Source organism: Ruegeria sp. I1, assembly GCF_056532675.1.
Genome location: NZ_JBQFNM010000002.1, coordinates 487,052 through 505,976, shown reverse-complemented (window position 1 = coordinate 505,976; position 18,925 = coordinate 487,052). Strand labels below are relative to the sequence as shown.

Genomic DNA, 18,925 nt, shown 5'->3' with positions numbered 1-18,925 from the left:
GGATCAATCCGTCAGATCCGAAAACAGGTTCTCGCGCGCGCCACTCGACAGCTGATCCATCTCGATCGTGCCTGCGTTGATGTCCCGCAACTCGACCCGGCCATCCCCATGGCCAACGACGACCTTATCGCAGATATCGATAAACAGACCATTCTCGACAACACCGGGCACCTGATTGAGCACCAGCGCCATCTGGCGGGCATTGCCGATCCGTTGCAGGTGCAGATCCAGGACATGGTTGCCCTCATCGGTCACATAGGGGGCCTCTCCATTCATACGCAGCGCACAATTGGTGCCCAGCACATCCATCGTATCCAGAACCTCTTCGATCAGGGTGCGCGTGGTCTGCCAGCCAAAGGGGATCACTTCGACCGGCAGGGGAAACGCGCCTAGGGTTTCGACCTCTTTGCCTGCATCGGCAATCACTACCATTTGATCGCTGGCCGTTGCGACGATCTTTTCCTGAAGATGCGCCCCACCACCGCCTTTTATCAGGTTCAGATCACCGTCGAACTCATCCGCCCCGTCAATCGTAAGGTCGAGCCATCCGGCCTGATCCAGCGAGACGACCTCGATCCCGACCTCGCGTGCCAGCTGCGCCGTGCGGGTCGAGGTTGGAACACCCTTGATCCGCAAACCCTCCTGCGCCACCCGCTCGCCCAATCGACGCACCAGCCAGGCGGCGGTTGAACCGGTTCCCAATCCAACGCGCATTCCATCTTCGACCATTTCAGCGGCGCGCCTTGCCGCGACATATTTTGCGGTATCGATTGGCGACATCTCTGTGGTCATCGGCAGCTTTCCCGGAATGGTTTTTCTGAGTTATACGGAATGCAAAACGCAACGGCGAGACCCAATTCATGCGAGACCGCTATGAAAGTCGCTTAGACTACGCGTTTCCCGTCGGATACGTCGCAATCTTGCCTTCCCAATTTGACCTCGCATCATAAGTACGCGCCATGACACAGCCCTATCGCCTGCACTACGCCCCCGACAACGCCTCACTGGTGATCCGGTTGGTGTTGGAAGAGATGGGCTTGCCCTATGAAACCGTGCTGGTCGATCGCAGCCAGAACGAACAGGACAGCGCTGCCTATCGTGCGCTGAACCCAAACGGTTTGATACCGGTTCTGGAAACACCGCAGGGGGCTATTTTCGAAACCGCCGCCATTCTGCTGTGGCTTGCCGATACCCACGCCCACCTTGCCCCAGCCGCCGATCATCCGGATCGCGCGCCATTTCTGAAATGGTTGTTTTTTGCGTCGAACACATTGCACGCTGATCTGCGCATTCTGTTCTATGCCGAGAAATACATCGACCCGTCGCAGGCCGAGGCCCTGCGTGCCGGGATGCGGCCTCGCTTGCGGATGCATCTGCAAAAGCTGGATGCTGTCGCAAAAGAAGCCCCCGATTGGCTGAACGCAGATAAACCCTCGGTCCTGACATATTACGTGGGATGCATGATGCGCTGGATGGCGATTTATCCTGCACAAGCGGATCGCAGCTGGTATCAGCTGGCAGATACGCCCTATTTGCAGAGGATACTGATGCAGTTGGAATCGCGCCCTGCAGCCCGCACCGCCATCGCCGCCGAAGGGCTTGGGGCTAATCCGTTTACCTCGCCCACCTATGCCACTCCTCCAGAAGGCTCAGCTGTCTGACATGTTCCTCTCGGTTTTTGATATGTTCAAGGTGGGCATTGGCCCGTCTTCTTCGCACACGATGGGCCCGATGGTGGCCGCGGCGCGTTTTCTGGACATGATGCGCGCATCGCCCTTCGAATTCTCCGGCCTGCGCGGGTCACTGCACGGGTCACTGGCCTTTACCGGGGTTGGCCACGCCACGGACCGCGCCACCATTCTGGGTCTTGCAGGGTTCGTACCCGAGACCTATGACAATGAAAAAGCAGAAGCTGCACTCGCCTCAATTGCCGAAACCCATACGGTTTCGCCTGACGGCCTGCCGCCCCTGGCGTTCGACCCCAAGGCTGATCTGGTCTTTGACTATGACCACACCCTGCCCGGCCACGCCAATGGAATGATCCTGATGGCCACCGATGCGCAAGGCGACGTGATCTTGCGGCAGGTGTTTTATTCCATCGGCGGTGGCTTTGTTCTAACCGAGGAGGAACTGGCCGAAGGCAAGGCCACGGATGAGGGTGCCCCGCCCGTTCCCTTCCCCTTCAAATCCGCCGCTGAAATGCTGGAGATGTCGAAGACCAGTGGGAAAACCATCGCGCAGATGAAGCGCGACAACGAAGTCGCGCGCGGATGTCCAGACAGCTTTGCCAAGGGATCCGCCCGGTTGTGGCAGGTCATGAACGACTGCATCGAGCGCGGCCTGACGACCGATGGCATTCTTCCCGGCGGCCTTAAGGTACGAAGACGTGCCAAAGGCATCTATGATGCGCTCATGGCCGAGCGTGGCATGAACCTGACCGCGCCGCATACGATCAATGACTGGATGAGCGTTTACGCTATGGCGGTGAACGAGGAAAACGCCGCCGGTGGCCAGGTTGTTACCGCACCCACCAACGGTGCGGCAGGCGTGCTGCCTGCGGTCATACGCTACTATCTTGACCACGTGCCGGGCGCATCGGAAAGCCATATCCAGGATTTCCTACTGACCGCCGCCGCGATCGGTGGATTGGTCAAGTTCAACGCCTCGATCTCGGGCGCGGAAGCGGGCTGTCAGGCCGAGGTCGGCAGCGCCTCCGCCATGGCAGCTGCCGGGCTATGCGCAGTGATGGGTGGCACACCCGAGCAGGTGGAAAACGCGGCTGAGATCGCGTTGGAACATCATCTGGGCATGACCTGTGATCCCGTAGCAGGCCTTGTGCAGGTGCCGTGTATCGAACGAAACGGGTTGGGGGCGATCAAAGCGGTTTCGGCCGCCTCTCTAGCCCTGCGCGGTGATGGGCAGCATTTTGTACCGCTGGACTCGGTGATCGAAACGATGCGCCAGACCGGCCAGGATATGCACGAAAAGTATAAGGAAACATCGCTTGGTGGCCTGGCCGTCAACGTGCCAAACTGCTGACGGAGTATCGGAGGGGACACTATGCGCGGACAGTGCTTGTGCGGCAAAATCAGCTACCACGTCGATCCTCCGGTTCTGTCCTGCGTCACTTGCCATTGCGACAGCTGCCGCCGTCAATGCGCTGCGCCGATGACCACTTATTTCGGGGTCCGCGACGGGCAGTGGCGATGGACCGGTGAAGAGCCCAAACGCTTTAACTCTTCTCCCGGAGTCGAGCGCAGCTTTTGCCCCCATTGCGGAACCCCGATCTCGTTTCGGTCAAACAAGATGTCAGACGTGCTGCATCTATATGTTGCAACCCTGGACAACCCCGAGGCATTGCAGCCGACCCTGCATGTCGCGCATGAGGAAAAGCTGAGCTGGCTCAAGCTTGGTGATGATCTGCCCACCTGCATCGGACCGGATTACACAAAAGTTCAGCCGCTGCCCGACAGCTGAGAACAGCGCTTTCCACCGTGATCCGAAACGGTTAGCGTCGCCCCATGACACAGGATCGCCCCGTTTTCGGCATCGTTCTGATGCTTGGTTTCTGCGTGCTCGCACCGCTTGGCGATTCAATCGCCAAGCTGCTGGGCGAATCCACCCCACTAGGGCTGCTGGTGCTGGTCCGCTTTGCGATTCAAGCGGTGATCCTGATCCCGCTGGTGGCCGCAACGGGACGACCCTGGCGCATGCGGGGGCGCGTGCTTCGTCTGACCGTGTTCCGCACCGGTCTTCATATCATCGGCATCACAGCGATGTTCAGCGCGCTGCAATTCCTGCCACTGGCAGATGCGGTCGCTATAGCATTCGTGATGCCCTTCATCATGCTGCTGCTTGGAAAGTATGTGTTGAATGAAGAGGTCGGCCACCGGCGTCTGATCGCATGTGTTGTCGGATTTGCTGGCACTTTGCTGGTGATCCAGCCCAGCTTTGCCGAGGTCGGGTTGCCCGCCCTACTACCACTGATCGTGGCCGTGGTTTTTGCGCTGTTCATGCTGGTCACCCGGCAGATTGCCAAGGAAACCGATCCGGTATCCTTGCAGGCGGTGTCCGGAGTGATGGCTACGATCTTTCTGCTCCCCCTCATCCTGTGGGGAACCCAATCCGGAATTTGGGAGCTGTCTTTGGTCATGCCAACCGGCAACGCCCATTGGCTTTTACTGGCCATCGGCATTCTAGGAACCGTCGCCCATTTGTTGATGACATGGTCTCTGCGCTTTGCGCCATCGGCAACGCTGGCCCCAATGCAATATTTGGAAATCCCGGTGGCAACCCTGTTTGGTTGGCTGATCTTTTACGATCTGCCCAACGGGATCGCAGCGCTTGGCATTCTGATCACCATGGCCGCCGGGCTGTATGTCATTTTGCGAGAGAGGGCCACCGCCCGGTCTGCCCCGACAGAAACGCCTGCATGACCTGATCCAGTGCGGCGCGCGGCACCATGACCAGCAGCCCGGGCCCATCCAGGCTCAGCTGAACCTGCGACACCACTTGGTTCGAGGTTCCAACTTGCCCATCCGGTTCAAAAACCAGCTTATCGATGGACCATTTCAGACCCTGGCTTTGTCCCGTCACCCGGCGCAGCGGGAACAGAGAGATAACTTCGCCCGGCGTCAGATCCAGAATGATCGATGGAGGCGCGTGAAACACCACCTCATGTTCCCCCAACAAGATACAAACCGGGCTGGGTCGTGTGACCAGAGCATTGAGCACCGCCAGTTGGTGATCCAGACGCCCGCCCAGAAAACCAGCCCCAATCACAAGCGGGGCGTCGATGCTGCGCAGGGCTTTATCAAAATCCGTGCTGTCCTGTTCATCAATCTGAAAGAGACGGTCCGCGGGTATATGCCCGCGCGTAGCCATGCTTATCGAATCAAAATCACCGATCACGGCCTCGGGCATAACGCCCGAATCAACCAGAATCGATGCGCCGCCATCCGCAGCGACCACTGAATTGACACGTTTCAGCACCAAACTCAGGTCGGAAACCCCAATTTGCCCCCCTCCAACCAGGCCAATTGGGCCGTTTGAACGCACAATTGGCTTATTTTTTCTCAGATTGATCATTTTTTCCGGATTTGGACACATTGAGACCACAAATTGATAGGTTCATGTAGAGCTGTAAGCCAATGTGTGCGCTCGATTCTGGGTAAGTTGGCTTTGTTAGTTTGTAGAGGACGTGTGTCTGATGGTACAGAATAAGAAGGTGTTAACTGTTTCTTATGGGGCCTTTTCCTGCACTTTAGAAGGGTTCGACAATTCGTTTGAAACACTCAAAGCCATTGCAGACTACTTCCGCGAAATCGCAGCAGATGATCGGTACTTCGGTTCGGAACCCCCACGACTGGATGCTGAAATGCTGTCGCGCATTGCCCAGGGCGACAACGCCCAACACGTAGAGGCCCGGCAAGACGAATCCGGTCTGCTGCTGCGTGCGACAAGAACCGCGCCGGACACCGCGCCCGAGACTGCCACAAAGGATGCAGCCATGTCCTCGCACCGCCCCCCATCCCCTTCAACCGTTGCCACCCCCTCTTCGGTTGAACCTCCCGCAGCTAAAGCCGAGCCACTTGCGGCTGACAGCATCTCAGCCAAGCTGCAGCGCATTCGCGCGGTGGTCACGCATTCGAACACGGCTCCGATCACCGACGCGGAAGATGAAGATACCTCTCTGCTTGGCGCAAAACCGGCCCCTATCGATGCAGTCGCAGCTGCGTTTGAAGCCGGTGCGCTGAAGGCGGAAGATCTGAATCCAGCGCCAGAGAAAGCACAACCTGAGGCGAAAGAAGATAGTCTTTCCACGGTTGCTGAGTTCTTCGAAGATGAGGCAGAAGCAGATATTCAGCCCGATGACGCCTTGCCAACCGAACCCGAAACCACCGTCCAGGACGACACAGTCTCCGATGGCATCCTGAACATCATGAAAGATGAGGGTGCGTCGGAGCAAGCAGACGAGTCGATTGCGCTGGGTGTTCTGTCCGCCGAGGATGAAAAGAACCTTCTGGATGATATCTCAAGTGTCGAAGCCGAGATGGCTGGCGGCACTGATGAAACGCCCAACGAAGCAAGCACCTTGGATCAGGACGTACTTCGCCTGATGGAAAAAGCCGACCAGCAGATGGGCGATCCTTCGGCCAGCGACACGCGCGAAACCTATTCGCATCTGCGCAATGCTGTTGCGGCTGCCGAAGTTGATGGCAAGACCGACACTGCCTCGGTGGATCAGCCCTATCGCGGTGATCTGGCCTCGGCTGTCAGCCCACGCCGCCCTGAAATTCAGGTCACCAGCATGCGCCCCGAATCCGATGCGGCGGCGCCTTTGAAGCTTGTTGCTGAACAGCGCGTCGATCAGAGCGACGCGATTTCAGGCCCGATTGCCCCCCGCCGAGTCAAAACTGATCAAGAGGATAGCGCGGCAGAGGAAAGCGGGTTCGCCCAGTTCGCACAGGAACAAGGCGCACAGTCTCTTCTGGACCTGCTCGAAGCTGCGGCATCTTATCTGTCCTTCATCGAGGGTCAGGAACAGTTCTCGCGCCCGCAATTGATGAACAAGGTCCGTTCGTTGAAACAGGATGAGTTCAATCGCGAAGAAAGCCTGCGTTCCTTCGGTCAGTTGCTGCGCGATGGTAAAATCCAGAAAGCCGGTGGCGGTCGATTTGCCGCCTCGAACCTGATCGGGTTCCGCCCCGACAATGAACGCGCGGCAGGCTGATCAATCAACTATAGACGCAAAGGGCCGAGACATGTCTCGGCCCTTTTTTTTAGTCATCTTGCGTGTCTTCTTTGCCGACCCCTCGGAAGACAAATTTGAAGGGCAAGGCCCAGACGATGCCAAGGACGATGTAGACCAGCAGCTCGACCAGAATAGAGGGGCGATCCAGCCAGTTCACAACGGTCACCACCGCGACGATGTAAAGCGGCAATCCCACCAGTAGAATCACCAGAGACCAGCGGCGGCGGGCCTTGTAGCTGAGGCCGGTATTTTTGTCGCCGCCCATCAATCTGCAAACGGGTCGGTCACCAGAATGGTGTCATCCCGCTCCGGGCTTGTGGACAAAAGGGCCACAGGGCATTCGATCAGTTCTTCAACGCGACGCACATATTTGATGGCATTGGCGGGCAAATCCGCCCAGCTGCGCGCACCTTCGGTGGATTCGCTCCATCCCGGCACTTCTTCGTAGATCGGTTTGCAGCGGGCCTGCTGATCGGCCGCAGTTGGCAGATAATCCAAGTGCTCACCGTCCAACTCATAGCCGGTGCAAATCTTCAGCGTCTCGAACCCGTCAAGAACATCCAGTTTGGTCAGCGAGATACCATTGACCCCACTGGTAGCGCAGGTCTGACGCACCAAACAGGCGTCGAACCAACCGCAACGGCGCTTGCGGCCTGTGGTCGTTCCGAATTCATGACCACGTTCACCCAAGCGTTGCCCATCTGAATCTTCGAGCTCGGTCGGGAACGGGCCTTCGCCAACACGGGTGGTGTAGGCTTTGACAATCCCAAGCACAAAATCAATCGAACCCGGCCCGATGCCCACACCCGTGGCCGCCTGCCCTGCGATCACATTCGATGAGGTCACAAACGGATAGGTCCCGAAGTCAATATCCAGCAAGGCGCCTTGGGCGCCTTCGAACAGGATGCGCTTACCCGCTTTGCGCTTTTCGTTCAGCACCTTCCAGACTGGTGCCGCAAACGGCAGAATCTCCTGCGCGATCTCCTTCAGTTGCGAAATCAGCGCATCACGGTCGACAGGTTCGATGCCCAAGCCTTTGCGCAGCGGATCATGATGCTGCAACGCGCGATCTACCCGAGCCTCTAGCGTCGCTTCATCCGCCAAATCAGCGACGCGTACAGAACGCCGTCCGACCTTGTCTTCATACGCCGGACCGATACCTCGACCGGTGGTCCCGATCTTGGTGCCCTTGCTCGCCGCTTCCTCGCGCGCGCGGTCCAATTCACCGTGGATCGGCAGGATCAGAGGCGTATTCTCGGCGATCATCAGCGTTTCTGGCGTGATCTCAACACCTTGTGCCCGGATCGTCCCGATTTCCTTGAGCAGGTGCCAGGGGTCCAGCACGACGCCATTGCCAATGACGCTCAGCTTGCCGCCACGCACGACACCCGAAGGCAGAGCATGCAGTTTGTAGACTTCACCATCAATGACCAGAGTATGCCCGGCATTGTGCCCGCCCTGAAAACGCGCGATGACGTCCGCTCGTTCACTGAGCCAGTCGACAATCTTGCCTTTTCCTTCGTCACCCCACTGGGCGCCGACAACAACCACGTTGGCCATATCCGGTCCTTTTCGTGCTGAGTAATCAAACTCGGCTCGTATAGCGGGGCTCTGGCGGCAGGGAAACTGGTATTTCGCCGCAGACGGAAATCGCGCTGCCGCGCGATGCCTCCGGCGGGGATATTTGTAGCCAGATGAAGATCGGGTCCCCTGCTTCATCTGGCCAGACATATCCCGGGGGAGTCGCCCGGAACGGGCGGCGGGGGCAGCGCCCCCTACCCGCCTTGTCGCAAATGCACCGGCTGCCCATGGGGTGTGGTCAGAAAGGCCTGTTCCCACTCCTGCTGAAGGGTTTGCACCACATCTGGCGTGGCAGCACCGCGTTCGGCCAGCAAAGCTTCAAGTGTTTCAAGCCAGGCGTGAAAATAGTCATCCCCACCATCCAATTCGCGGCTCAGACCGTTGCGTTTCAGTGTATCCGAAAAGCGCCCCGCCCAGTCGGGCCAATCGAACCAGCCGACTTCATTCAGCGCCACGGTCACCGCAAAGACCTGTGCGTGCCACGGTTCCGCAAAGACCGGTTCGGGAGCCGTGACGTCCAGACATGTGCTCATGTGGGCTCCAGATAGCTTTGCCAGAGGTCCAGCACCACCTCATCCTCGGGATGCTCTGGATTGGCCCACAGTTCTGATGCGGGAAACAGAACGGCATAAAGCGGTTCTGGTGCCTCACCCAACCCATGCGCATTTGAATCGGGCAGGACATGGGCCCCGTGCAGGCGCAGGATTCGTCCCCGAGCTCCAGTAGCGTAGGCAGGCAGACGGGTATGGCCGCCTTCAACCAGACGATTCGCAAATGGATGCGCAGTGACAACATCCTGCCCCAGCGCAAAGCGGGGGGCGATGGTCGAAGGGCGGTCCGCGGGCCCGCCCTTGGCGAGCGCCTCTGCGACGGCGTCCGCCCGCAGGCATTTCGAGGCAAGAGAATGCGGTTGGTCTTCGCTCGCGCTTTTCAGATCGTCCAAGGATAGCACGCCTTGTTCAACCAACAGATCGGTCAGGCCGGATATCCATTTCTCATAGTAAGAAAACCGCGCGTAGTCCTTGGGCGAGAGCCGCTCACGCGCGTGGCGCGAGATATCTATGTTCCACTGCCCCAGAAACCCTGCCGCCAAAGTGACCGCCAAGGCCCGTGCGTGCCAGTCTTCAGCAAATACCGGCGCGTCTTCACCTTCAGGCTGTACAGGGCCGTCGCCGAAGCGCCCGCCCATATCGTGAACACGGGTCATGATGGCACCTTGGGCAATCCTGTGCCGATCATGCTGTCGCGTGTGACCAGCGCCGCCAGTTCCTGTTCCTCCAAACCATCCGAACCTTCGGGCTGCATGGGCAGCACGAGATAGCGAATCTCGGCGGTTGAATCCCAGACCCGCACTGCGGTGTCTTTAGGTAAGGCAACACCGAACTCAGCTAACACTTTACGGGGTTCGCGTACGGCGCGAGCACGATAGGCGTCGGATTTGTACCAACCCGGCGGAATGCCAAGCAACGGCCATGGATAACAACTGCATAAGGTGCACACGACCATGTTGTGCCGCTCGGGCGTATTTTCGACCACGACAATATGTTCGCCCTGCCGCCCATAGTAACCGAGATCCGCAACGACCGACGTTGCATCCGCAAGAAGTGCTGTCTTGAATGCCGGGTCGCTCCAGGCTTTCGCCACAACATGCGCACCGTTCTGGGGACCGATTTTATTCTGATATGTATCAATGATCTCATCCAGCGCAGCCGGATCTATCAGCCCCTTACGGGTCAGAATCGTTTCCAGCGCTTTGACGCGCAATGCGGGTTCAGGCGGGAGCAAAGCATGCGGGTGGTCAGGATCGTCATGAGGCATAGGCCGCAGCCTGCGTCACGTATTGGCGTTCTGTCCAGTCCCTTTGCTGTGATATGAGACATCACGCAGGGTGATGCGAACTCCTGACTTGCCCCCGCTGACAAACTTGCATAAGTACCACGCGATACACGCTACGCTGTTCGGGACCACCATGGAAAACGTCGTTCTCATCATCCATCTTCTTCTGGCTTTGGGCCTGATCGCCGTTGTGCTGATGCAGCGGTCCGAAGGCGGTGGCCTTGGGATGGGCGGCGGCGGTGGTGGCGCTATGACCGGGCGCGCAGCGGCAACGGCGCTGGGTAAACTGACCTGGATTCTGGCCGCGTGCTTTATCGTGACCTCGATCACGCTGACGATTCTAGCAGCGCAGAAGTCTTCAGGCAGCTCGGTGATTGACCGTTTGGGTGTTCCGGCACCGGCCGCGACCGAAGAAAGCACACCGGCCGTTCCGTCGGCGGATGACCTGCTGCCTCCGGCGCAGGGCGACAACGCACCGTTGATCCCGCAAGCCGACTGATACACAAAACCTAGAAATCTGAAAGAGAACTGCAACAGCATCTTGCGGTTCTCTTGCGCTATGGGCGCGAATCCTTTATATGTGAAGTCCCGTGGTGCTGCGGTTTTTTCAAACCGCCGGGCAGCTGATAATGACGTCTCACGGGAGCAGCCGAAAAACATGGCGCGATTTATTTTCATCACTGGTGGTGTGGTTTCATCCTTGGGCAAAGGGCTGGCTTCGGCGGCTTTGGGTGCTTTGTTGCAGGCTCGCGGGTATTCGGTGCGTCTGCGTAAGCTGGACCCTTATCTGAACGTCGATCCGGGCACGATGTCTCCGTTCGAGCATGGCGAGGTTTTCGTCACGGATGATGGCGCCGAAACCGATTTGGACCTCGGTCATTACGAACGCTTCACCGGAGTGGCTGCCCGCAAGACCGACTCGGTCAGTTCCGGGCGGATTTACTCCAACGTGCTGGAGAAAGAGCGTCGCGGCGACTATCTGGGCAAGACCATTCAGGTGATCCCGCACGTCACCAACGAGATCAAGGACTTCATCGCCATTGGTGAGGATGAGGTTGATTTCATGCTGTGCGAAATCGGCGGCACCGTGGGTGACATCGAAGGCCTGCCGTTCTTTGAAGCCATCCGTCAGTTCAGCCAGGATAAGCCGCGCGGCCAGTGTATTTTCATGCACCTGACATTGCTGCCCTACATCAAGGCCTCGGGTGAATTGAAAACCAAACCAACCCAGCACTCGGTGAAAGAGCTGCGCTCAATCGGCTTGGCACCTGACATTCTGGTTTGCCGGTCCGAAGGGCCGATCCCGACCAAGGAACGCGAGAAACTGGCGCTGTTCTGTAACGTCCGCCCCGATAGCGTGATAGCGGCCCAAGACCTGTCCACAATCTACGACGCCCCGCTGGCCTATCACCGTGAAGGTCTGGATCAAGCAGTTCTGGACGCGTTTCAGATCAGCCCTGCCCCGAAGCCCGATCTGGCGAAATGGGAAGACGTCAGCGACCGTATCCACAATGCCGAAGGCGAGGTGAAAGTCGCCATCGTGGGCAAATACACGCAGTTGGAAGACGCCTATAAGTCGATTGCTGAGGCTCTGACTCATGGCGGCATGGCCAACCGGGTCAAGGTCAAGGTCGAGTGGGTGGATGCAGAGATTTTCGACACCGAAGACGCAGCGCCCCATCTGGAAGGCTTCCACGCAATCCTCGTGCCGGGCGGATTTGGTGAGCGTGGCACCGAAGGCAAGATCAAGGCAGCGCAATATGCGCGCGAGCATAAAGTGCCCTATCTGGGTATTTGCCTTGGCATGCAGATGGCGGTGATCGAAGCGGCGCGGAATGCGGCGGGCATCACAGAGGCCGGTTCTGAGGAATTTGACCACGAGGCCGGGAAAAAACGTTTTGAGCCGGTGGTTTACCATCTGAAAGAATGGGTTCAGGGCAACCACAAGGTGGAACGCAAAGTCGGCGACGACAAGGGCGGCACCATGCGTCTGGGGGCCTATAACGCGGTTCTGGCTGAAGGCTCGAAAGTGGCCGAGGTTTACGGCGGCACTCAGATCGAGGAGCGTCACCGTCACCGCTATGAGGTGGATATCAAGTATCGCAAACAGCTTGAAGGCGCGGGGCTTAACTTCTCGGGCATGTCGCCGGATGGGCGTCTGCCGGAAATCGTCGAGTGGTCGGATCACCCTTGGTTCATCGGGGTTCAGTACCACCCTGAATTGAAGTCCAAACCCTTCGATCCGCATCCGCTGTTCCGCGACTTTGTACGCGCGGCCAAGGACACCTCACGCCTGGTCTGAGCTGACCTCTGCAAAGTGATGTACCGACACAATTAAGCGCTTAGCGATTGCGTGGCATGGGGTTAACTGTTGAACAAGCTTCGACAGGAGAACCCCCATGACCACCCAATCCCAACGCGCCGAAACCTTTACCAGCCTGCACAAAAAGGGTGATCCCGTCATTCTTTTCAACATCTGGGACGCTGGCAGCGCCGGTGCGGTGCGCGACGCAGGCGCGCAAGCCATCGCAACGGGCAGCGCCCCTGTCGCCATGGCGCGGGGTTATTCCGATGGGCAGGATTTCCCTATGGAAGCCGCCTTGGACAATGTCAGACGCATTGTCAAAGCGGTTGACCTGCCCGTGACGTTGGATTTCGAATCCGGCTATGCCGTTGATCCGGAAGCAATTTCCGACAACGTTGTCCGCGCGCTGGACTGCGGCGTGGTTGGGTTCAACTTTGAGGATCAGATCATTGGCGGAGATGGTCTTTACCCTATTGCGGACCAAGCCGCGCGGGTCGAAGCTGTACGCAAAGCCTGCGATCAGGCTGGCATTCCGGCCTATATCAACGCCCGCACCGATATATTCCTGAAAGCCCCGGCTGAAACCCATGACGCAGCCATGCTTGACGATGCGATTGCACGTGCCGCCGCGTATCAATCCGCAGGGGCCAGCGGCTTCTTTGCCCCCGGCCTGAAGGATGAGGCGATGATCGGACAGCTTTGCGCAGCAACCGACCTGCCCGTCAACATCATCGCCCTGCCCGGCACGCCGGACACCCCACGCCTTGCAGAGCTTGGGGTCGCGCGGGTCAGCTATGGGCCCGTGCCCTACCGGCAGATGATCGCGTGGCTCACGGAACAGGCGCGCGCGGCAATCAACTACGGCTGACCCCCTTACGGATCGGGATTGCTATTTTCGTCAATTCTAAGCACCTTGCCCGGGAAACTGGGCAGGAGGCTTTGATGTCCAAAGGCTATTGGGTGGCCCATGTCGATGTAGACGACATGGAGAGGTACAAAGACTATATCGCAGCAAATGGTGAGGCATTCGCCGCCTTTGGCGCTCGCTTTCTGGTGCGCGGCGGCACGCGAGAGCTTAAGGAAGGCGCCGCGCGTGCCCGCACAGTGGTAATCGAATTTCCCAGCTACGAAGACGCGCTGGCCTGCTATGAAAGTGAGGGTTATCAATACGCCAAAAGCCTGCGTGATCCGGTATCGAATGGCGATCTTGTGATCATTCAGGGCTATGACGGGTAGTCGTAGCTTGGCGCGCCACAAAATATGGGATAATCTGCCCTTATGTTGAAGAAGTTCTTTCAGGCGTTTCGACCGCCACAGACCGAGCATTTGCCCGATCCTGATGCCGAACTGGCGTTGGGCGCTTTGATGGTCCGCGTGGCGCAGGCGGATCGGGACTATAAGCTGGAAGAAATCAGCCTGATCGACCGGATTTTGGCACGTTTGTACGAGCATAATGCTATTGAGGCCGCCAAAGTGCGCGCCACCTGCGAGAAACTACATGCCGCCGCACCAGAAACGGATACGTTTGGCAAACTGATCCGAGAAACCACTGACCTTCAGGAACGCCTTGCCGCGTTGGATGCGTTGTGGGAGGTCGTTCTGGCCGATGGCGACTCGGATGAGGGTGAGATTAAGATCGTTGAAGAGGCGCGCGCTGCGATGGGCCTTAGCTTCAATGACAGCAAGGCTGCGCGTGAACGGGTGCAAAGCCGCTTGGAAGCCAGCTAGCCCGCGTCTATATCTGTGTCATGTTTAGTGATTTTCTGTCCCGGCTGACACAGCCCGCTCCCGACCCGCTTCCTGATGGTGACGCACGCCTGGCGCTGACTGCCTTGCTGGTGCGCATCGCGCGGTCCGACAATGACTATGCCGATTCCGAGATGGCGCGTATCGATAAGATCTCGACCCAACGCTATGGACTGTCTCCGTTCGAAGCAGCCGGACTGCGCGCACGTGCCGAAGATCTTGAGGCTGAGGCCCCCGATACCGTCCGCTTTACCCGCGCCATTAAGGAGGCCGTTGCCTACGAGGATCGGCTGGCCGTCGTGCAGGCCATGTGGTCGGTCGCCTTGGCGGATGGGCAGCGGACAGGTGAAGAAGATTCCCTGCTGCGCCTTGTGGTTAGCTTGCTGGGCGTTAGCGATGTGGATTCGGCGCTGGCCCGGCAAAAGGCTGCACAATCGTGACAGCGATGCTGGGCATGTATGACATGCCTGCCCTGGAGGCCGCCAATAATCGATTCTGGTCACTGATCCGCAGCCATCTTGGATTTGGCCCGGCGCAACTGGATCGACATCGAGATGTTTGGGATATCTGGCAAGACCCCGATCTTGTTTTCGCCCAGACCTGTGGCATGCCCTACCGCACCCGCCTTCATGGCCACGTTCAACTGGTCGGAACGCCAGACTATCGACTACCGGGGTGTCCGGCTGGTCACTATTGCTCGGTCTTTGTGGCGCGATGCGACGACCCACGCGAGCTTGCCGATCTAGCGATGGGACGGTTCGCCTATAACGAGGCGCTGTCGCAATCCGGTTGGGCTGCGCCGATCACACATCTGGAAAATTTGGGTTTGAAACCCGCCGAACTTATCCGAACCGGCGGTCACGCCTTCTCCGCCCAGGCCGTTGCCGACCACGACGCAGATTTTGCCGCTTTGGATGCGCTGACATGGGCGCTGTTGAAGGAGCATACGGATCTGGGCCAGTACCTGCGCGAGGTTGCCCGCACAACGCCAACCCCCGCGCTGCCCTACATCACTGCGCAAACCCAGGACCCGGATCAAATTGCAGATGCCGTTCATACGGCCATCACCGCTCTCTCTGAAGAAGACAAGCGCCTCCTTCACATCCGTGGGTTGATCAGTATTCCCGCCGAAGAATATCTGGCCGTTCCTACCCCTCCTCCACCTGGAGCCTGATTGCACAGTCTCTACTCATTTTGACAATAACCTCTGGTCAATTCGGCAGATTCGATCCCTGATTCTGTGATTTGCGCATTGCATTGTGCCGGATTTTCCGTCCTATTAGCGCATCAATACCAGCAACAACGGGATCCTTCGTGTCAGACCCATCAGCCGTCATCGAGATCAAGAACCTTCACAAAAGCTTCGGCAATCTCGAGGTGCTCAAGGGTGTCGACATCACTGCAAGGCGCGGGGATGTGGTGTCGCTCATAGGATCATCCGGATCGGGAAAATCAACCCTGCTGCGTTGCTGCAACCTGCTGGAAGACAGCCAGCAAGGCGAGATCCTATTCAAAGGCGAACCCGTACAATGGGCTGGCAAAGGTCATGGCCGCCACCCCGCGGACCCCAAGCAGGTTCTGCGCATTCGGACTAACCTGTCTATGGTGTTCCAGCAATTCAACCTTTGGGCACATATGACCATCCTGCAGAATGTCATGGAAGCTCCGGTCACCGTTTTGGGCCGTGACAAGGCCGAAGTGGAAGACAGCGCCCGCAGGTATCTTGATAAGGTTGGCATTGGCGACAAATGCGACGTCTACCCCGCGCAACTGTCTGGTGGTCAGCAACAGCGCGCCGCCATAGCGCGTGGATTGTGCATGGAGCCCGAAGCGCTATTGTTTGACGAGCCGACCTCGGCCCTGGATCCCGAGCTGGAACAGGAAGTGATCAAAGTGATCAAGGACCTGGCCGCAGAAGGCCGGACCATGATCATCGTGACCCATGACATGCAGATGGCCGCCGATATCTCAAGCCATGTCGTATTCCTGCATCAAGGACTGATTGAAGAAGAAGGCACGCCCGAAGACATCTTTACCGCCCCTGAGTCTAAGCGACTTCAGGGTTTTCTGTCCGCTACCAAAGCGGCATAATTTCAAAGAACAGAACCAAACTGGGGAGTAACCAATGAAAAACCTGATTCTGACCACTGCAGCGCTGGCTTTGACCGCCGGGATGGCCATGGCCGACACCGTGCGCATGGGCACCGAGGGCGCCTACCCTCCGTATAACTTCATCAACGATGCCGGTGAGATCGACGGGTTCGAGCGGGACGTAGGTGACGAGCTGTGCAAACGCGCCGGGCTGGAATGCGAGTGGGTTAAGAACGACTGGGATTCGATCATCCCGAACCTGGTATCGGGTAACTACGACACCATCATCGCGGGCATGTCGATCACCGACGAACGTGATGAAGTCATCGACTTTACACAGGACTATTATCCGCCAACCGCGTCGGCCTATGTCGCGACCTCTGACGCAGCCGATGTCACCGGTGGTGTTGTTGCTGCGCAAACCGCCACCATTCAGGCGGGCCACGTCGCCGAAACCGGCGCGACTCTGGTTGAATTCGCGACCCCGGAAGAAACCATCGCAGCCGTCCGCAACGGCGAAGCCGATGCTGTTCTGGCCGACCGCGACTATCTGGTGCCGCTGGTCGAAGAATCGGGCGGTGAGCTGGTCTTTGTCGGCGATCCGGTTCCGCTGGGCGGTGGCGTCGGCATGGGCCTGCGTGAAAGCGACGGTGAATTGCGCGGCAAGTTCGACGAAGCCATCACGTCGATGAAAGCTGACGGCACGCTTAACGAGATGCTGATCAAGTGGTTCGGTGAAGGCACCGCTACATACGGCGCTGACGGTTCGGTCGTCACCAACTGATACTGACCTGTCCCGGCCCGGCGTCCTTGCGCCGGGCCCGTTCCGGCCTTGCCGGACCAGACGTTCGAAAGACGCCTTATGTTCTCCTACTGCGCTGATCCTGACACGCTGGGCACGTTCCGCTGGTTCTCGTGCTATTTGACCAATGGCGTCCACTGGTCGTTCTACCTGTCTTTCATCAAGGTTCTGGCCTTGCTGGCCGTGACTGCGCCCGTCGCGCTCGGCTTTGGCTTTGCAGGCGCGATGGCCGCACGGTCGCACTTTCTACCTCTCAGTTGGCTGGGCAAGGCTTATATCGCGATTGTGCGCGGCGTGCCCGACATTGCCTTTTTCCTGTTCTTCGTCATCGCTCTGGATCAGGGGTTTGAATGGATCCGCCACAAGATCCTCTGCCCGGACTGGACAGATCCGATCCGTCAGGGCAACGATTTTCTGGTGTGTCAGGCCGCCAAGCTGCCGCTTGGGACCTCGCCAGAATGGGTGCATGAGACCTACGGCTTCTTCCTTGCAGTGATCACATTCTCTATCGTGTTTGGCGCTTTCGCTGCCAATGTCCTGTTCGGCGGAATGCGCGCCGTGCCACATGCGCAGCTGGAAACGGCCGAGGCCTATGGCATGACCCGCAGCCAGACCTTTTGGCGCATCCTTGTGCCGCAAATGTGGGTCTACGCTCTGCCCGGCCTGTCAAACCTTTGGATGGTTCTGATCAAGGCCACGCCGCTGCTGTTCTTGCTGGGAGTCGAAGACATCGTCTATTGGGCCCGCGAACTGGGTGGCACCAAGACATCGCGCTTCACCGACTACCCTCATGGCGACTGGCGCATGTGGTACTTTCTGGCCCTGCTGGTCTTTTACCTTGGCATGACCCGTGTGTCTGAGATCGGGCTGGAGAAACTGATGCGCCGTTTGTCGCATGGTCAGGCCACTTCGGGCGGAGAGCTTCTGCGCAAGGAGACCACGGCATGAGCTGCTTGCAAACTATTCAAGATTACGGCCTGCGGTCTCTGGGCTATGGCGAACGGCTTCTGCCCAAAACTGACTTTACCCTGTGCGAGCACTTCACCCTGATCGGTTCAGGCATGATCTGGAATATCTATTTCGGCATCATGGCAATGGTCACGGGTTTCTTTCTGGCCACCGCACTGGCGGTCGGAAAAGCATCACCCAACAAATGGCTGCGCAAACCGTCCGAATGGTTCATCTTTCTGTTCAGGGGCTCGCCGCTGTTCATCCAGTTCTTCTTTGCCTATTTCTTCTTCCTGTCGTTGAAGAAACCCTATCCGATGTTCGACGCGTTCACCTCGGCCTGGCTGGGGGCGCTTATCGTACTGTTCCTGAACACCTCCGCCTATTCGGGTGAGATCTTCTATGGCGCGCTGCGCTCGATCCCCAAGGGCGATCTTGAGGCTGCCGATGCCTATGGCATGTCCGGCTGGGCGCGGTTCCGCCGCATCGTCTGGCCGACCATGCTGCGGCTGGCCTGGCCCGCCTACACAAACGAAGCGATCTTTGTGTTCCAGTCTACAACGCTGGTCTTTTTCTCGGCCTTCCCGGCCTGGCAGCAGCGCGGAGACGCCTTGTACTATGCCAGCTATTTTGCGGACAAAACCTTCAACCCGTTTGTGCCCTACCCGATTTTGGCCTTTTATTTCATCCTGTTGACCCTAGTCATCGTGTGGGCCTTTGGGCAGGTGAACAAGCGCCTGAACCGCCATCTGCCGGCCGCAAGACAAAGCAAGATGAAATTCAGACTGAACCTCGCGCGCTGATCCCGCGCGCGACGTTCAGCAGATCAAACAGGTTTGATCACGCCACAATAGCTCATCTA

At 58.3% G+C, this 18,925-nt stretch carries 23 protein-coding genes; 16 read left to right on the top strand and 7 right to left on the bottom strand.

Annotated features, from left to right (window positions below; all coding sequences use genetic code 11):
• Positions 1-3 precede the first annotated feature (3 nt).
• A complete protein-coding gene (gene rpiA, locus ACR0DH_RS06370; RefSeq protein WP_480547860.1) occupies positions 4-792 on the bottom strand; it encodes a ribose-5-phosphate isomerase RpiA in 789 nt (262 codons plus the stop codon).
• A gap of 167 nt (positions 793-959) precedes the next feature.
• On the opposite strand from rpiA, the gene ACR0DH_RS06365 reads away from it, so the two are divergent.
• The 4 genes from ACR0DH_RS06365 to ACR0DH_RS06350 are packed head-to-tail and all read left to right on the top strand — an operon-like array spanning position 960 to position 4,436.
• A complete protein-coding gene (locus tag ACR0DH_RS06365) occupies positions 960-1,661 on the top strand; it encodes a glutathione S-transferase family protein (protein ID WP_480547859.1) in 702 nt (233 codons plus the stop codon).
• 1 nt (position 1,662) lies between these two features.
• Positions 1,663-3,039: an L-serine ammonia-lyase gene (locus tag ACR0DH_RS06360; protein ID WP_480547858.1), complete on the top strand. Its 1,377-nt coding sequence runs from the start codon at positions 1,663-1,665 to the stop codon at positions 3,037-3,039.
• 21 nt (positions 3,040-3,060) lie between these two features.
• On the top strand, positions 3,061-3,477 hold the full coding sequence (locus ACR0DH_RS06355) for a GFA family protein (protein ID WP_480547857.1): 417 nt from the start codon (positions 3,061-3,063) through the stop codon (positions 3,475-3,477).
• 44 nt (positions 3,478-3,521) lie between these two features.
• Complete coding sequence (locus tag ACR0DH_RS06350; RefSeq protein ID WP_480547856.1) at positions 3,522-4,436, top strand: DMT family transporter; 915 nt, start codon at positions 3,522-3,524, stop codon at positions 4,434-4,436.
• On the opposite strand, the gene ACR0DH_RS06345 is transcribed toward ACR0DH_RS06350, so the two are convergent.
• Positions 4,381-5,088 carry a thiamine diphosphokinase gene (locus tag ACR0DH_RS06345; protein WP_480547855.1) on the bottom strand — a complete coding sequence of 236 codons (708 nt, stop codon included), beginning with the start codon at positions 5,086-5,088 and terminating at the stop codon, positions 4,381-4,383. The two genes, ACR0DH_RS06350 and ACR0DH_RS06345, sit on opposite strands and share 56 nt — an antisense overlap.
• Positions 5,089-5,209: 121 nt before the next feature.
• Here ACR0DH_RS06345 and ACR0DH_RS06340 point away from each other — a divergent pair, with 121 nt between their 5' ends.
• A complete protein-coding gene (locus tag ACR0DH_RS06340; RefSeq protein WP_480547854.1) occupies positions 5,210-6,733 on the top strand; it encodes a hypothetical protein in 1,524 nt (507 codons plus the stop codon).
• 49 nt (positions 6,734-6,782) lie between these two features.
• Here the strand turns inward: ACR0DH_RS06340 and ACR0DH_RS06335 are convergent, their stop codons facing one another.
• The 5 genes from ACR0DH_RS06335 to nthA form a co-directional block, all read right to left on the bottom strand.
• Positions 6,783-7,019 carry a DUF2842 domain-containing protein gene (locus ACR0DH_RS06335; protein ID WP_480541021.1) on the bottom strand — a complete coding sequence of 79 codons (237 nt, stop codon included), beginning with the start codon at positions 7,017-7,019 and terminating at the stop codon, positions 6,783-6,785.
• Positions 7,019-8,314 (bottom strand): adenylosuccinate synthase, encoded by a 1,296-nt coding sequence (locus tag ACR0DH_RS06330; RefSeq protein WP_480541019.1) that lies wholly within the window; start codon positions 8,312-8,314, stop codon positions 7,019-7,021. Before ACR0DH_RS06330 ends, ACR0DH_RS06335 begins: the two co-directional genes overlap by 1 nt.
• A gap of 215 nt (positions 8,315-8,529) precedes the next feature.
• A complete protein-coding gene (locus tag ACR0DH_RS06325) occupies positions 8,530-8,868 on the bottom strand; it encodes a nitrile hydratase accessory protein (protein ID WP_480541017.1) in 339 nt (112 codons plus the stop codon).
• On the bottom strand, positions 8,865-9,542 hold the full coding sequence (gene nthB / locus ACR0DH_RS06320; protein WP_480547853.1) for a nitrile hydratase subunit beta: 678 nt from the start codon (positions 9,540-9,542) through the stop codon (positions 8,865-8,867). Before nthB ends, ACR0DH_RS06325 begins: the two co-directional genes overlap by 4 nt.
• Entirely contained in the window at positions 9,539-10,153 is a 615-nt protein-coding gene (gene nthA, locus ACR0DH_RS06315; protein ID WP_480547852.1) for a nitrile hydratase subunit alpha, read from the bottom strand. The genes nthB and nthA overlap by 4 nt, the downstream gene beginning before the upstream one ends.
• Before the next feature lie 151 nt (positions 10,154-10,304).
• Here nthA and secG point away from each other — a divergent pair, with 151 nt between their 5' ends.
• The 11 genes from secG (at position 10,305) to ACR0DH_RS06260 (ending at position 18,866) form a co-directional block, all read left to right on the top strand.
• Positions 10,305-10,670, top strand: coding sequence for a preprotein translocase subunit SecG (gene secG, locus ACR0DH_RS06310; RefSeq protein WP_170533101.1), 366 nt, complete (start codon positions 10,305-10,307; stop codon positions 10,668-10,670).
• 159 nt (positions 10,671-10,829) lie between these two features.
• Positions 10,830-12,473 (top strand): CTP synthase, encoded by a 1,644-nt coding sequence (locus tag ACR0DH_RS06305; protein ID WP_480547851.1) that lies wholly within the window; start codon positions 10,830-10,832, stop codon positions 12,471-12,473.
• A 97-nt stretch (positions 12,474-12,570) separates the two neighbouring features.
• The gene (locus tag ACR0DH_RS06300) at positions 12,571-13,344 is read left to right on the top strand and encodes an isocitrate lyase/PEP mutase family protein (RefSeq protein ID WP_480547850.1); all 774 of its coding nucleotides are present in this window, start codon (positions 12,571-12,573) and stop codon (positions 13,342-13,344) included.
• A gap of 74 nt (positions 13,345-13,418) precedes the next feature.
• Positions 13,419-13,712, top strand: coding sequence for a DUF1330 domain-containing protein (locus ACR0DH_RS06295; RefSeq protein WP_353007966.1), 294 nt, complete (start codon positions 13,419-13,421; stop codon positions 13,710-13,712).
• A gap of 42 nt (positions 13,713-13,754) precedes the next feature.
• Entirely contained in the window at positions 13,755-14,204 is a 450-nt protein-coding gene (locus ACR0DH_RS06290) for a tellurite resistance TerB family protein (protein WP_170532523.1), read from the top strand.
• A 20-nt stretch (positions 14,205-14,224) separates the two neighbouring features.
• Entirely contained in the window at positions 14,225-14,662 is a 438-nt protein-coding gene (locus ACR0DH_RS06285) for a tellurite resistance TerB family protein (RefSeq protein WP_480541005.1), read from the top strand.
• Positions 14,659-15,396, top strand: coding sequence for a phosphate/phosphite/phosphonate ABC transporter substrate-binding protein (locus ACR0DH_RS06280; RefSeq protein WP_480547849.1), 738 nt, complete (start codon positions 14,659-14,661; stop codon positions 15,394-15,396). The genes ACR0DH_RS06285 and ACR0DH_RS06280 overlap by 4 nt, the downstream gene beginning before the upstream one ends.
• Positions 15,397-15,536: 140 nt before the next feature.
• Positions 15,537-16,313: an ABC transporter ATP-binding protein gene (locus ACR0DH_RS06275; protein WP_480541003.1), complete on the top strand. Its 777-nt coding sequence runs from the start codon at positions 15,537-15,539 to the stop codon at positions 16,311-16,313.
• Positions 16,314-16,347: 34 nt separating this feature from the next.
• Positions 16,348-17,097 carry a transporter substrate-binding domain-containing protein gene (locus ACR0DH_RS06270; protein WP_170532516.1) on the top strand — a complete coding sequence of 250 codons (750 nt, stop codon included), beginning with the start codon at positions 16,348-16,350 and terminating at the stop codon, positions 17,095-17,097.
• A gap of 78 nt (positions 17,098-17,175) precedes the next feature.
• Positions 17,176-18,063, top strand: a complete 888-nt coding sequence (locus ACR0DH_RS06265) for an ABC transporter permease subunit (protein ID WP_170532514.1) — start codon at positions 17,176-17,178, stop codon at positions 18,061-18,063.
• A complete protein-coding gene (locus ACR0DH_RS06260) occupies positions 18,060-18,866 on the top strand; it encodes an ABC transporter permease (protein WP_480547848.1) in 807 nt (268 codons plus the stop codon). Before ACR0DH_RS06265 ends, ACR0DH_RS06260 begins: the two co-directional genes overlap by 4 nt.
• Positions 18,867-18,925 lie beyond the last annotated feature (59 nt).